This window comes from Microbacterium sp. Z6_144 (genome assembly GCF_057197625.1).
In genome coordinates, this window is sequence record NZ_JBXVPT010000001.1 from 1,888,223 (window position 1) to 1,901,339 (window position 13,117).

15 protein-coding genes are annotated in these 13,117 nt (G+C 70.6%); 11 read left to right on the forward strand and 4 right to left on the reverse strand.

The window, feature by feature from the left end:
* Positions 1 to 2: 2 nt before the first annotated feature.
* Positions 3 to 1,196 carry a glycogen synthase gene (gene glgA / locus AC2DGY_RS09220; protein ID WP_484509390.1) on the reverse strand — a complete coding sequence of 398 codons (1,194 nt, stop codon included), beginning with the start codon at positions 1,194 to 1,196 and terminating at the stop codon, positions 3 to 5.
* A gap of 75 nt (positions 1,197 to 1,271) precedes the next feature.
* Here glgA and glgC point away from each other — a divergent pair, with 75 nt between their 5' ends.
* Positions 1,272 to 2,516, forward strand: a complete 1,245-nt coding sequence (gene glgC, locus AC2DGY_RS09225; RefSeq protein WP_484509391.1) for a glucose-1-phosphate adenylyltransferase — start codon at positions 1,272 to 1,274, stop codon at positions 2,514 to 2,516.
* Between the two features lie 27 nt (positions 2,517 to 2,543).
* On the opposite strand, the gene AC2DGY_RS09230 is transcribed toward glgC, so the two are convergent.
* Entirely contained in the window at positions 2,544 to 3,017 is a 474-nt protein-coding gene (locus tag AC2DGY_RS09230) for an S-ribosylhomocysteine lyase (RefSeq protein ID WP_484509392.1), read from the reverse strand.
* Positions 3,018 to 3,132: 115 nt separating this feature from the next.
* On the opposite strand from AC2DGY_RS09230, the gene serB reads away from it, so the two are divergent.
* A complete protein-coding gene (serB, locus tag AC2DGY_RS09235) occupies positions 3,133 to 3,771 on the forward strand; it encodes a phosphoserine phosphatase SerB (protein WP_484509393.1) in 639 nt (212 codons plus the stop codon).
* 31 nt (positions 3,772 to 3,802) lie between these two features.
* Entirely contained in the window at positions 3,803 to 4,495 is a 693-nt protein-coding gene (locus AC2DGY_RS09240) for an alpha/beta fold hydrolase (RefSeq protein ID WP_484509394.1), read from the forward strand.
* 36 nt (positions 4,496 to 4,531) lie between these two features.
* Here AC2DGY_RS09240 and fabG read toward each other — a convergent pair whose 3' ends face one another.
* On the reverse strand, positions 4,532 to 5,242 hold the full coding sequence (gene fabG, locus AC2DGY_RS09245) for a 3-oxoacyl-ACP reductase FabG (RefSeq protein ID WP_484509395.1): 711 nt from the start codon (positions 5,240 to 5,242) through the stop codon (positions 4,532 to 4,534).
* Positions 5,243 to 5,367: 125 nt separating this feature from the next.
* On the opposite strand from fabG, the gene AC2DGY_RS09250 reads away from it, so the two are divergent.
* The 4 genes from AC2DGY_RS09250 to AC2DGY_RS09265 are packed head-to-tail and all read left to right on the forward strand — an operon-like array spanning position 5,368 to position 7,353.
* On the forward strand, positions 5,368 to 5,943 hold the full coding sequence (locus tag AC2DGY_RS09250; protein WP_484509396.1) for a DUF4190 domain-containing protein: 576 nt from the start codon (positions 5,368 to 5,370) through the stop codon (positions 5,941 to 5,943).
* Positions 5,944 to 5,981: 38 nt separating this feature from the next.
* Positions 5,982 to 6,344, forward strand: a complete 363-nt coding sequence (locus AC2DGY_RS09255) for a DUF3099 domain-containing protein (RefSeq protein ID WP_484509397.1) — start codon at positions 5,982 to 5,984, stop codon at positions 6,342 to 6,344.
* The gene (locus AC2DGY_RS09260; RefSeq protein ID WP_484509398.1) at positions 6,341 to 6,544 is read left to right on the forward strand and encodes a hypothetical protein; all 204 of its coding nucleotides are present in this window, start codon (positions 6,341 to 6,343) and stop codon (positions 6,542 to 6,544) included. Before AC2DGY_RS09255 ends, AC2DGY_RS09260 begins: the two co-directional genes overlap by 4 nt.
* Positions 6,541 to 7,353 (forward strand): SURF1 family cytochrome oxidase biogenesis protein, encoded by an 813-nt coding sequence (locus AC2DGY_RS09265; protein WP_484509399.1) that lies wholly within the window; start codon positions 6,541 to 6,543, stop codon positions 7,351 to 7,353. Before AC2DGY_RS09260 ends, AC2DGY_RS09265 begins: the two co-directional genes overlap by 4 nt.
* Before the next feature lie 49 nt (positions 7,354 to 7,402).
* Here the strand turns inward: AC2DGY_RS09265 and AC2DGY_RS09270 are convergent, their stop codons facing one another.
* On the reverse strand, positions 7,403 to 9,001 hold the full coding sequence (locus AC2DGY_RS09270; RefSeq protein ID WP_484509400.1) for an ABC-F family ATP-binding cassette domain-containing protein: 1,599 nt from the start codon (positions 8,999 to 9,001) through the stop codon (positions 7,403 to 7,405).
* A 215-nt stretch (positions 9,002 to 9,216) separates the two neighbouring features.
* Here AC2DGY_RS09270 and AC2DGY_RS09275 point away from each other — a divergent pair, with 215 nt between their 5' ends.
* From AC2DGY_RS09275 to AC2DGY_RS09290, 4 genes are read left to right on the forward strand one after another with little or no spacing between them, the layout of a single operon-like run.
* Entirely contained in the window at positions 9,217 to 10,239 is a 1,023-nt protein-coding gene (locus AC2DGY_RS09275; protein WP_484509401.1) for an iron-siderophore ABC transporter substrate-binding protein, read from the forward strand.
* Positions 10,240 to 10,244: 5 nt separating this feature from the next.
* Positions 10,245 to 11,291: a FecCD family ABC transporter permease gene (locus tag AC2DGY_RS09280; protein WP_484509402.1), complete on the forward strand. Its 1,047-nt coding sequence runs from the start codon at positions 10,245 to 10,247 to the stop codon at positions 11,289 to 11,291.
* A 35-nt stretch (positions 11,292 to 11,326) separates the two neighbouring features.
* Positions 11,327 to 12,313, forward strand: a complete 987-nt coding sequence (locus tag AC2DGY_RS09285) for a FecCD family ABC transporter permease (RefSeq protein WP_484509403.1) — start codon at positions 11,327 to 11,329, stop codon at positions 12,311 to 12,313.
* Positions 12,310 to 13,116 carry an ABC transporter ATP-binding protein gene (locus tag AC2DGY_RS09290; RefSeq protein WP_484509404.1) on the forward strand — a complete coding sequence of 269 codons (807 nt, stop codon included), beginning with the start codon at positions 12,310 to 12,312 and terminating at the stop codon, positions 13,114 to 13,116. The genes AC2DGY_RS09285 and AC2DGY_RS09290 overlap by 4 nt, the downstream gene beginning before the upstream one ends.
* The last annotated feature ends 1 nt before the right edge of the window (position 13,117 follow it).

Below are 13,117 nucleotides of genomic sequence, written 5' to 3' on the forward strand. Positions count from 1 at the left end.
GCCTATCGGCCGGTGCCGGCCAGACCGGCGTACAGCGCGGCCGTCTGCTCGGCGATCCGCGCCCAGCTGAACTCCTCCGCGGCGCGCCGGCGCCCCGCCTGGCCGTACTCGGCCGCGCGCGCCGGATCGGTCACGACCTCCGTCAGCACGCGCGCGAGGTCGTCGACGAAGCGCTGCGGATCGACCGGGGTCCCTGTACCGTCCTGAACCTGCTCGATGGGGACGAGGCGTCCGGTGACCCCGTCGGCGACGACCTCGGGGATGCCGCCGGTCGCGGTGCCCACGACGGCGGCGCCGCACGCCATGGCCTCGAGGTTCACGATGCCCAGCGGTTCGTACACCGACGGGCACACGAACGTCGTGGCTGCGGTCAGGATCGCCGAGAGCTCGTTGCGCGGGAGGAGCCGGTCGATCCAGACGACCCCCTCGCGGGTGGCCTGCAGCCCGCGGACGAGCTCCTGCACCTCGGCGAGGATCTGCGGGGTGTCCGGTGCCCCGGCGCAGAGCACCAGCTGCACCTCCGGTGGCAGCTGCTCGGCCGCGCGCAGGAGGTACGGGAGGCCCTTCTGCCGCGTGATGCGTCCGACGAACACCACCGAGGGGCGGGCGGGATCGATTCCCGCTTCCGCGAGGAACGCCGCATCCTCCACCGGATGCCACGCCTCGGTGTCGATGCCGTTGTAGATCACGTGCACCTTGGCGGGATCGAGCGCGGGGTAACTCCGCAGGATGTCGGTGCGCATCCCCTCGCTCACCGCGACGATGGCGGCGGCGCCCTCGTAGGCGGTCTTCTCGATGTAGCTGGAGACGGCGTAGCCGCCGCCGAGCTGCTCGGCCTTCCACGGCCGCAGCGGCTCCAGGCTGTGCGCGGTGACCACGTGCGGGATGCCGTGGAGGAGGGAGGCGAGGTGCCCGGCGAAGTTCGCGTACCAGGTGTGGCTGTGCACGACGTCCGCCCCGGCGACATCAGCGACGATCTCGAGGTCGGTGCCCAGGGTCTGGATCGCACCGTTGGCCGTAGCCAGCTCGGCCGGAACCGCGTAGGCGCTGGTGCCCTCCTCGTCACGCGCGGCACCGAAGGCGCGGACGCGCACCTCGATGGAGAGACGCAGCGCGCGCACCAGCTCCGTCACGTGCACACCGGCCCCGCCATAGATCTCGGGGGGGTATTCCTTGGTCACGATGTCGACGCGCATGAGGGAACGGTAGTACAGGTGTCAAGGGCGCGTGGGCGGGTGGTTCCCTCGCAGCACGCACCCTAGGGTTGGTTCATGCCAGCAGCGCCGAAGGTCTTCGGAATCATCCTCGCCGGGGGCGAGGGAAAGCGACTCATGCCCCTCACGGCCGACCGGGCCAAGCCCGCGGTGCCCTTCGGCGGACAGTATCGGCTCATCGACTTCGCGATCTCGAACCTGATCAATTCCGGTTTGCAGCAGCTGGTGGTGCTCACCCAGTACAAGTCGCACAGCCTCGACCGGCACATCTCGCAGACGTGGCGGATGTCGCCGATGCTCGGCTCGTATGTCGCGTCGGTGCCGGCGCAGCAGCGCCTGGGTAAGCGGTGGTTCTCCGGCTCGGCCGACGCCATCCTGCAGAGCCTGAACCTCCTGAACGACGAGAAGCCCGACATCGTCATGGTGATCGGCGCCGACCACGTGTACCGCATGGACTTCGGTCAGATGCTGGAGGCGCACATCGCATCCGGCGCGCGCGCGACGGTCGCCGGCATCCGCCAGCCGATCTCCCTGGCGAACCAGTTCGGCGTGATCGACGTCGATCCCAAGGACAACATCCGCATCCGCGACTTCCTGGAGAAGCCCCAGAATCCGACGGGGCTCTCGGATGCTCCGCACGAGGTGCTCGCGTCGATGGGCAACTACATCTTCGACGCCGATGCCCTCATCGAGGCCGTGCAGGTGGACGGCGAATCCCCCACGTCCAACCACGACATGGGCGGGGACATCGTCCCCTACTTCGTCGAGCGAGGCGAAGCCGCCGTGTACGACTTCAAGCGCAACGACGTGCCCGGTTCGACCCCGCGCGACCGCGCCTACTGGCGCGACGTGGGAACGATCGACTCGTTCTACGACGCGCACGCCGACCTGATCGCGACGCTGCCGATCTTCAACCTGTACAACACCGCGTGGCCGATCTTCTCGCAGACCGTCAATTCGCCGCCGGCGAAGTTCGTGCGCGACTCGGTGGGCCGCATCGGCAACGCGATCGACTCGATCGTGTCGCTCGGTTCGGTGCTGTCCGGCACGCATCTCGAGCGCAGCGTCGTGGGCCCGTGGACCCTCGCCGGCGGCGGATCGACGATCACCGATTCCGTGCTGTTCGACCACGTGCACGTGGGAGCGGGGGCGCGGGTGCACCGCGCGATCCTCGACAAGAACGTCGTGCTCGCCGACGGTGCCACCGTCGGGGTGGACCGGGAGCGCGACATCGCGCGCGGCTTCACCGTCACCGACACCGGCATCACCGTCGTCGGGAAGGGCGTCCGCGTCGACGCCTGACGACTCGGATCGGATGCGGGGGGCGGGTCAGACGCCGACGCGCTGGAACGCGTCGAGGCTGATGCCCTGCTCGAGGATGAGCTTCGACCACTCGCGGGCGGTGTGGAGGCTGTGGTCCCGGTAGTTTCCGCAGCTGAACGCGTCGACGCCGGGGATGTCGGCCTCCGTCGCCTCCTCGGCGATGAACCGCAGGCTATCGCGCAAGGCCGCGACGAGCTCCGGCAGGGGCGGTTCGCCCCACGCGATGAGGTGGAACCCGGTGCGGCAGCCGAACGGGGAGATGTCGATGAGACCCTCCATCCGGTCGCGCAGGAGGCTGGCGAGCATGTGCTCGATCGTGTGGATACCGGCGGTGGGGATCTCCCCCTCGTTCGGCTGGACGAAGCGCACGTCGAAGTTCGAGATGACGTCGCCGCGCAGGCCCTGCTCCGTGCCGATGAGACGGACGTAGGGCGCCTTCACGGCGGTGTGGTCCAGGGTGAAGCTCTCGACGTCGGCCATGGCGGATTCTCCTCGGGTGGCGAAGCGGGCGTCGCGCGCGCGACCTTCCGAGCCTACGACGCCGGGCAGTCGCCGGCTCCCGGATGACGCCGTGAGGCACGCTAGGGTCGAGGCCGTGCCCGACGCCACCCGCCTGCTCGTCGTTCTCGACGCCGACTCCACCCTCCTCCGCAACGAGGTCATCGAGCTCATCGCCGATGAGGCGGGCCGGGGCGCGGAGGTGGCTGCGGCCACGGAGGCGGCGATGCGGGGCGAGGTCGACTTCGCCGAGAGCCTCCGTGCGCGCGTCTGTGAGCTGCGCGCAGTGCCGGTATCGGCGTTCGCTCGGGTGATCTCGCGGGTCGAGCCGACGCCCGGCGTGCGGGAGCTCGTCGCCGCTGTGCACGACCGCGGCGGCATCGTGGGAGTGGTCTCCGGAGGCTTCCACGAGGTGCTGGACGAGATCGCGCCGCGTCTGGGCGTGGATCGCTGGCGCGCGAACCGTCTGGAGGCCGACGGCGGCGTGCTCACCGGACGCGTCTCCGGCCCGATCATCGACGGGGCGGGGAAGGCCGCGACGCTGCGCGAATGGGCCGATGAGCTCGGCGTCCCGCTCCAGCGGACGATCGCCGTCGGTGACGGAGCGAACGACCTCCTCATGCTCGCCGCCGCCGGGCTCGGCATCGCCTTCAACGCCAAGCCGGCCGTCCGCGAGCGCGCCGACCTCGTCATCGGTCCCGTCGACCTCGCGCAGGTGATCGCGCTCCTGCCGTGATCGTGTCGGAGGCCCGGCGTAGCGTGCGGTCATGGACGTCATCCTCGTACCCGGTCTCTGGCTGGACGCCTCCACCTGGGACACCGTCATCCCCGCGGTGGAGGCGGCCGGTCATACCGCTCACCCGCTGACCATGCCCGGCATGGGCGAGCCCGCCGACAGCTCGTCCGAGATCGGCATCGCCGACTGGGTGGCGGCGGTCGTCGCAGAGATCGACCGTCTTTCCGGGCCCATCGCGCTCGTCGGTCATTCCGGCGGTGGCAACGTGGTGTGGGGCGCCGCGGACGCGAGGGCCGACCGCGTGGCGCGCGTGGTGTTCGTGGACACCTTCCCTCCTGCCGACGGCGGATCCATCTGGGAGTTTCCGATCATCGACGGCGTCATCCCCTTCCCCGGGTGGGACACGTTCGAGGACGCCGAGGTGGGCGACCTGGACGAGGCGACGAGAGCGGCGGCCGCCTCCCGGACCCTGTCCGTTCCGGCGCGCGTGCCGACCGACCCGATCCGCCTGACCGACACCCGCCGGTATGCGGTGCCGGCGACGATCCTGACCGGCACGATGCCCGCGGCCGACCTCCGAGAGATCATCGCCGCAGCGCCCGGCTGGGCCGCCGACCTCGCCGCCCTCCAGGACCTCGAGATCGTGGAACTGCAGTCCGGCCACTGGCCGCAGCTCTCGCAGCCGGCCGAGCTGGCTCGCCTCTTGGCCGCCGCCCTGCGGTGACCGACCTGCGGTGACCGACCCGGGTTCGGCGGGGTGTCAGTGCCCCATGCCGAGGCCGCCGTCGACCGGGATGACGGCGCCCGCGATGTAGGCGGCGTCATCGGAGGCGAGCCACGTCACGACGCCGGCGACCTCGTCGGTGGTCGCGAAACGTCCGACGGGAACCCGCCCCTTGTACTCCGCCTGGGTGGCTTCGGGCAGTTCGGCCGTCATGTCGGTCTCGATGAATCCCGGCGCCACGACGTTGGCCGTGATGCCGCGCCCACCCAGTTCGCGCGTCAGCGAGCGCGCGAAGCCGACGAGCCCGCTCTTGGAGGCGGCGTAGTTGATCTGTCCGGCGGAGCCCAGGAGACCCACGACGCTGGAGATGAGGATGACGCGGCCCCACCGGGCACGCAGCATCCCCTTCGACGCACGCTTGACGACGCGGAACGCTCCACCGAGGTTCGTCGCGATCACCGAGTCGAAGTCCTCTTCGCTCATGCGCAGGAGCAGCGTGTCCTTCGTGATGCCGGCGTTGGCGACGACGATCTCCACGGGACCGAGCGTGGCCTCGATCTCCCGGAAGGCCGCGTCGACGGCTGCGGCATCGGTGACGTCGGCGCGGACGGTCAGGGTGCCCATCGGCCCGTCGCCCGAGCGCGCGGTGACGGCCACGCGGTATCCTTCCGCGACGAACCGCTCGGCGATCGCACGGCCGATGCCGCGGTTTCCACCGGTGACGAGCACGACGCGATCGGTCGCCATGAGCACGCTCCATTCCAGGCGAGGGGATGAGACGGCCCCAGCCTAGGCGAGCGGGAGGAGCCGCGTTTGACACCACGACGACGGCGCTGGGACTCTGGGAGCATTCGAGCAGAAAGGGGCCCGCCGTGAGCGACCCCACTTCACCCTCCCCCGACGACACCGCGGCGATCCCGCCGGTTCCGCCTCCGCCTCCCGCCGTCCCGCCGTACGCCGCTGCCACCGGGGCCGCACCCGCCGGGGCCGCACCCGCCGCGCCGCAGAGCTACGCCTCGCTCCCGGCGCACCCCACCCCGCAGGGCTACCCGGCGCCGCAGGGGTACGGCCCGCCTCCCTACCCGGCGCCGCAGGGGTACGGCCCGCCGGCGGGTTATGCGCAGCCGTCGCCGTACGCGGGAGCGGCCTACCCGCAGCGCAAGACCGACGCGCTCGCCATCGCATCGCTCGTGTGCGCGATCGGTGGCATCGTCTTCTCCTGGACGATCGTCCTCGGGCTCGCGTCGATCGCCGCCGTCATCCTCGGCCACCTCTCCCTCAAGCGCCTGAAGACCTCGAACGACGCCGGTTACGGCATGGCGATGGCCGGCACCATCATCGGATGGGTGGGGGTCGGAATCCTGATCCTGCTCGTCATCTTCGCCGTCGTCCTTCCGATCCTCCTGCTCCTGGGCATCTTGGGCGCCGCGACGACGTACAGTTCCTGAGCCTTCGTCCCGGGTGCCCGGCGTAGTCTGGGAGGACCGTGAAATCCTCCTCCCGCGCGCTCTCCGCGACGTCGCTGCCCCGCGCTCCCCGCGACGACGCCGGCTCGCGGTTTGCCAAGTACATGATCACGATGGGCATCCGGCTCGCGTGCATCCTGGGCATGGTCCTCATCACGCCCCACGGGTGGTACACCTGGGTGCTGGCGATCGGGGCGATCTTCCTCCCCTACATCGCGGTGGTGATCGCGAACGTCGGCCAGGACACGCGCCGCACGGTCGCCGAGCACCCCGAGCGCGCGCTCACCGAACCGGCTGCGGCCTCCGCGCCGCCGGCTCCCGCCCCCAGCGTGATCCGCATCTCCGAGAGCACGGCACCGGACCAGGGACGGCGCACGCCATGACGGCGGATTGCTCCCGAGCAGGATGCCGCGACGCGGCCTCCTGGCGGATCACGTGGCGGAACCCCCGCATCCACACCGCCGACCGGCGGAAGGAGTGGGTGGCGTGCGACGCGCACGTGACCTACCTCCGCGACTTCCTGGCCGCGCGCGACTTCCCGCTCGAGGTCGCTCCGCTCTCCACGGCCGAGGTGACGTCGTGAGCCGCCGGGACGCCCCGGCCGCGGTGCGGTGGACGGCCTACGTCGCAGTCGCCATCGTGTTCGCGATCGCCTGCGGGTTCCTCTCGAACTGGCAGTTCGCCCGCAACGAGGAACGAGCCCGCCAGCTCGCCCTCGTCGAGGCCAACTACGACCAGAGCCCCGTGCCGCTGGACGCCGTGCTCTCCCCCGGCGGAGAACTCGACCCCTCGGACGAGTGGACGCCCGTGGAGGTCACCGGGCGCTACCTCCCGGACGCGCAGCAACTCGTCCGCAACCGCCCGCACGGAGGCACGGCGGCCTTCGAGGTGCTCGTTCCCTTCCGCCTCGACGACGGGCGCACGCTCCTGGTGAACCGCGGCTGGGTGCCCCCGGGAACCGACCAGCCCGATCCCGACGTGGTCCCGCCACCCCCGGCCGGCGATGCGACCGTGATCGTGCGGCTCCGGCCCGGCGAGCCGCTGCCCACCTCGGGCCGCACCGCCGGCGAGGGTCAGGTGCCCACCATCCACCTCCCGCTCATCGCGGAGCGAACCGCGCAACCGTCACTGGAAACCGGCGCCTACGGGATGCTCGTGTCCGAGGATCCCGCGCCGGCGACGGCTCCCGAGGCGGTCGCCTCTCCGTCCGAGGATCCCGGTCCGCACCTGTCCTACGCCGTGCAATGGATCCTGTTCGCCGTCATGGGCTTCAGCTTCATCATCTACATCCTCGTGACCGAGCGTCGTCACGCGCGCGAGGACGCCGAGGCGCGGCGTCCTCGCCGCCGCGACCGCGACGCCGAGGCCGAGGACGCGCTGCTGGACGCCTGAGCCGCTCCGGTATCGTCCGCCGGTACCCACATCGGCCGAGGCCGGCGAATCAGGCCAGGGCGATCAGGTCGGCGTAGTCGCGACCCCAGATGTCTTCCACGCCGTCGGGCAGGATGAGCACGCGTTCGGGGTTGAGGGCCTCGACGGCGCCCTCGTCGTGGGAGACCAGCACCACGGCGCCCTCATAGTGCGCCAGGGCACCGAGGATCTCTTCGCGGGACGCCGGGTCGAGGTTGTTCGTGGGCTCGTCCAGGAGCAGCATGTTCGCCGACGACACCACGAGCGTGGCCAGCGACAGCCGCGTCTTCTCGCCTCCGGAGAGCACGCCGGCGGGCTTGAGCACGTCATCGCCGGTGAACAGGAACGACCCGAGCACCTTGCGGGCGTCGGTCGCGGTGATGTCCGGCGCTGCCGACATCATGTTCTCCAGCACCGACCGGTTCACGTCGAGGTTCTCGTGCTCCTGTGCGTAGTAGCCGATCTTCAAGCCGTACCCCGGCTCGATCACGCCGGTGTCGGGCTTGTCCACCCCCGCGAGCATGCGCAGGAGCGTCGTCTTGCCGGCGCCGTTGAGCCCGAGGATGACCACGCGGGACCCGCGGTCGATGGCGAGGTCCACGTCGGTGAAGATCTCCAGCGACCCGTACGACTTCGACAGCCCCCGTGCCATCAGCGGAGTCTTGCCGCACGGCGCAGGTTTGGGGAAGCGGAGCTTGGCGACGCGTTCCTCCTGGCGGACGTCGTCGAGGCCGGCGAGCATCTTCTCGGCGCGCGCGACCATCTGGTGGGCTGCGGCCGCCTTGGACGCCTTGGCACCGAAACGAGCGGCCTGCTGCTGCAGCACGGTCGCCTTCTTCTCGACGTTGGTGCGCTCCTTCTTGCGGCGCTCCTCGTCCGCCACCCGCTGACGCAGGTAGTTCTTCCAGTTCATGTTGTAGACGTCGATCACCTGACGGTTCGCGTCGAGGTAGAACACGCGGTTGACCGTCTCGCCGACGAGTTCCACGTCGTGGCTGATCACGATCAGCCCGCCCTTGTAGCCCTTGAGGAACTCGCGCAGCCACATCACGCTGTCGGCGTCGAGGTGGTTGGTCGGCTCGTCGAGGATCATCGTCTGCGCGTCCGAGAACAGGATGCGCGCCAGTTCGATGCGGCGTCGCTGGCCGCCCGAGAGGGTCTTGAGCGGCTGGTCGAGGATCCGGTCGGGAAGCGACAGGTTGTGCGCGATGGAGGCGGCCTCGGCTTCGGCCGCGTAGCCCCCCAGGGCCTCGAAGCGCTCGGTGAGGTTCCCGTACCGCCGCATCGCCCGTGCCGCGACATCGACGTCGTCGTCGGCCATCTGCAGCGACGCCTCGTGCATCCCGATCGCGAGGGAACCCAGGCCCCGCGCGTCGAGGATGCGGGTGCGCGCGAGCATCTCCGGATCGCCCGACCGCGGGTCCTGCGGCAGATAGCCCAGTTCGCCGGATCGGTCGACGCGCCCCTCGCTGGGCTGCAGGTCGCCTGCCAGCACCTTCGTCAACGTGGTCTTGCCGGCGCCGTTGCGTCCGACCAGACCGATCTTGTCGCCGTCGGACACGCGGAACGACACGTCCGACATGAGGACGCGGGCGCCCACGCGGATCTGAAGGTCGTGCACGGCGAGCACAGCGGATGTCCGATCTATCAGCAGGAGGGGGTTCGAGGTGGCCGATGGCCAGCCCCCTAGTATAAGCCGCCGCGCCCGCCCAGCCTTCCCAGGACCGGGGGCCATCCGCCGCGCGGACCGTCCCCGATTTCTCGTCGTCGAGCGATCGGAGTCGCGGCGAACGCGCAGAGGTGCATAAACTAAGGCCACCCTTACCTAACTTCGAGGAGATCCCCGTGCCCCGCATCCGCACTGCCGCCGCCCTCGCGGCCGGAGCCGCCCTCGTGCTCACCGGCTGTTCCACCGCGAGCCAGACCTCCGACGCCGGGGATTCCGCCGGCAACGGCGACGTGTTCCCGGTGACGATCGAGCACGCTTTCGGCGAGACGGTCATCGAATCCGCCCCCGAACGCGTCGCCACGGTGGCGTGGGGCAACCACGAGGTTCCCCTCGCACTGGGAGTGGTCCCGGTCGGGATGGAGAAGGCCACGTGGGGCGATGACGACAACGATGGCGTCCTCCCCTGGGTCGAAGAGCGCCTCGAAGAGCTCGACGCCGAGACTCCCGTGCTCTTCGACGGCGGGGACAGCATCGACTTCGAGGCGGTCAATGACACGCAGCCGGACGTCATCCTCGCCTCCTACTCGGGCCTGACCCAGGAGGACTACGACACCCTCTCCAAGATCGCTCCGGTCGTGGCGTACCCCGAGGTCGCGTGGGGCACCTCTTACCAGGACATGATCCGCCTGAACTCGACGGCGCTCGGTCTCGCGGAGGAGGGCGAGGCGCTGATCGACGACCTCGAGGCGGAGGTGGATGCGGCGCTCGAGGAATACCCCGCGCTGGCTGAGGGCACAGCCCTCTTCTCGTACCTGGATCCGACCGATCTGAGCCAGATCGGCTTCTACACCAGCCACGACACGCGTCCCGGGTTCCTGGCCGACCACGGAATGCCCCTGCCGAGCATCGTCGAGGAGGAGTCTGCGGGCACGGAGGAGTTCTACGTGACCGTCAGCGCCGAGGAGGCCGACCGCTTCGCGGATGTCGACGTCTTCGTGACCTACGGCGACCCCGACGGCGAGCTCGTCGCCCAGCTGCAGGCCGACCCCCTCCTCTCGCAGATCCCCGCCATCGCCGAGGGACGCATCGCGGTGCTCGAAGACAGCACCCCGCTGGCGGCGTCGGCCAACCCGACCCCGCTGTCGATTCCGTGGGGCGTGCGGGACTACTTCGCCGTGCTCTCGGCCCCGCTCGGCTGAGACCGATGACCCTCCTCCAGCGGCAGGCGTCGCTGCCGGACACCGCACTCCTGCGGCGTCCGGCAGCGGTACGTCTGTTGTGGCTCGGCGCCCTCGTGGTGGCCCTGCTGCTGCTGGTGGTCGCGTCCGTCGCGTTCGGCACCCGTACGGTGTCGCTCGCGGAGATCTGGGGCGGGCTCACCGGCACCTCCGCCGGCGTCGGCGAGGGCGCCGTGGTCGCGCGTCTTCCGCGGACAGTGCTCGGGATCCTCGTCGGTGCCGCGCTGGCACTGTCGGGGATGACGATGCAGGCGGTCACGCGCAACCCGCTGGCCGACCCCGGCATCCTCGGGGTGTCCGGGGGTGCGGCCCTGGCCGTGGTGATCGGAATCGCCTTCTTCGGGCTGTCGAATCCCTACGGCTATCTCGCATTCGCCACCGTGGGAGCCGCGGCCGCGGCCGTCTTCGTCTACGCGGTGGGTTCTCTCGGCCGGGGCGGAGCCACCCCGCTCAAGCTCGCCCTCGCGGGCGCGTCCATCACCGCCGCATCCATGTCTCTCGTCAGCGCGATCCTGCTCCCCCGGGTCGACCTCCTCGAGACGTTCCGGTTCTGGCAGATCGGTGGCATCGGCGGCGCCACGTGGGACCGGATCGGCGTCGTCCTGCCCGCCCTCGCGCTCGGCGCCCTCGTGTGCGTCTTCACTTCCCGGGGGATGAACTCGCTCGCGCTCGGCGACGACATGGCCACGGGGCTCGGTGAGCGCGTGGCCCGTACGCGTCTGATCGCCTCGTCCGGCGCCGTTCTCCTCTGCGCCGCCGCGACGGCGATCGCCGGGCCGATCGCCTTCGTGGGGCTTGTCATTCCTCACCTGTGCCGCCTGCTCGTGGGAACCGACCACCGCTGGTTGCTCCCTTACTGCGCCCTCGCCGGCGCGAGTCTCCTCCTCCTCGCCGACGTGGTCGGGCGCGTCGTCGCCCGGCCCTCCGAGATCGAGGTGGGCATCATCACGGCTCTCATCGGCGCACCGGTGTTCATCGCGATCGTGCGGCGCCAGAAGGTGCGGGAACTGTGAGCGTCGCGGTCGTCCTCGCGGGGCGGCGGGCTCGCATGCGACGGCACGCCGCCGTCACGGTGGTGCTCGCCGCCCTCTGCGTGGGGTTGTTCGTGGTCAGCCTCATGGTCGGCCGCACGTTCTACGACCTGTCGGATGTCGTGCGTGTCGTCCTCGGCGAGACGGTGCCCGGCGCGTCCTTCACGGTCGGCGAGCTCCGCCTCCCCCGGGCGGTCCTGGCGATCCTCTCGGGCCTCGCGTTCGGCGTCGGGGGCGTCATCTTCCAGACGATGCTGCGCAATCCTCTGGCCGCGCCCGACATCATCGGCATCACGTCCGGTGCCAGCGCTGCCGCGGTGGTGGCGATCGTGCTCCTCTCGCTGAACCAGACCGCGGTGTCCTTCTTCGCCCTCGGCGGCGCTCTGGTCACCGCGACCGCGATCTACCTCCTCTCCCATCGCGGCGGCTTCGCCGGCACCCGTCTCATCCTCATCGGCATCGGGGTGGCCGCGATGCTCGACAGCGTCGTGACGTACGTGCTGTCACGGGCGGCCGCGTGGGACCTGCAGACCGCGATGCAGTGGCTCACCGGCAGTCTCAACGGCGCGTCATGGGGCTCGATCGCGCCGCTGATGATCGCCACCCTCGTCCTCGTCCCCGTGCTCCTCGGCAGCGGCCGCGACCTGGGGGTGCTGCGTCTGGGCGATGACTCCGCCACCGCGCTCGGCGTCTCCGTGCACCGCACCCGGGTACTCCTGCTGATCGGCGCGGTGGCGCTCCTGGCCTTCGCGACCGCCGCCGCGGGGCCGATCGCGTTCGTGGCCTTCATGGCGGGGCCCATTGCGGCGCGCATCGTCGGCCCCGGAGCATCCCTCATCGTTCCGGCCGGACTGGTCGGAGTCGTCCTCGTCCTCGCCGCCGACCTCATCGGACAGTTCGGCTTCGACAATCGCTACCCCGTCGGTGTCATCACCGGCGTCCTCGGGGCCCCCTACCTCGTCTATCTGCTCATCCGGACCAACCGCTCGGGAGGCTCCCTGTGACCGTGTCACACCAACTCGCCGCCGAGGACGTGACCCTGGCGTACGGTGACCGCGTGATCGTGGAGGGTCTGGACCTCATCATCCCGCCCGGCCGCATCACGGCCATCGTCGGCGCCAACGGCTGCGGCAAGTCGACGCTGCTGCGCGCCCTCGCCCGCCTCCTCCGCCCCCGGCAGGGATCCGTGGTCCTCGACGGGAAGGCCGTGCACACCCGCCCGTCGCGCGAGGTCGCCCGCACCCTCGGCCTGCTCCCGCAGAGCCCGATCGCCCCCGAAGGGATCGCCGTCGCCGACCTCGTCGGGCGGGGGCGTCATCCGCATCAGAAACCCCTCGCGCGGTGGAACACCCGGGACTACGAGGTGGTCGCGCAGTCGCTCGAGGCCACGGGTATCGCCGATCTCGCCGACCGCGCCGTCGACGAACTCTCCGGCGGACAGCGCCAGCGGGTCTGGATCGCGATGGCGCTCGCGCAGGAGACGGACATCCTCCTGCTGGATGAGCCGACGACGTTCCTGGATGTCGCCCACCAGATCGACGTCCTCGACCTCATCACCGACCTCAACCGCGATCGCGGCACCACGACCGTGATGGTCCTGCACGACATCAACCTGGCGGCCCGCTACGCGGACCACGTGTTCGCGATGTCCGACGGCGAGGTGGTCGCCGGCGGCCCACCGGCCGAGGTCATCACGAGCGACCTCATCCGTGACGTGTTCGGCCTGGAGTCTCTCGTGGTTCCCGACCCCGTCTCCGGCACCCCCCTCGTCCTCCCCCGCGGCCGCCACCACGCCACCGCCGTCTGAA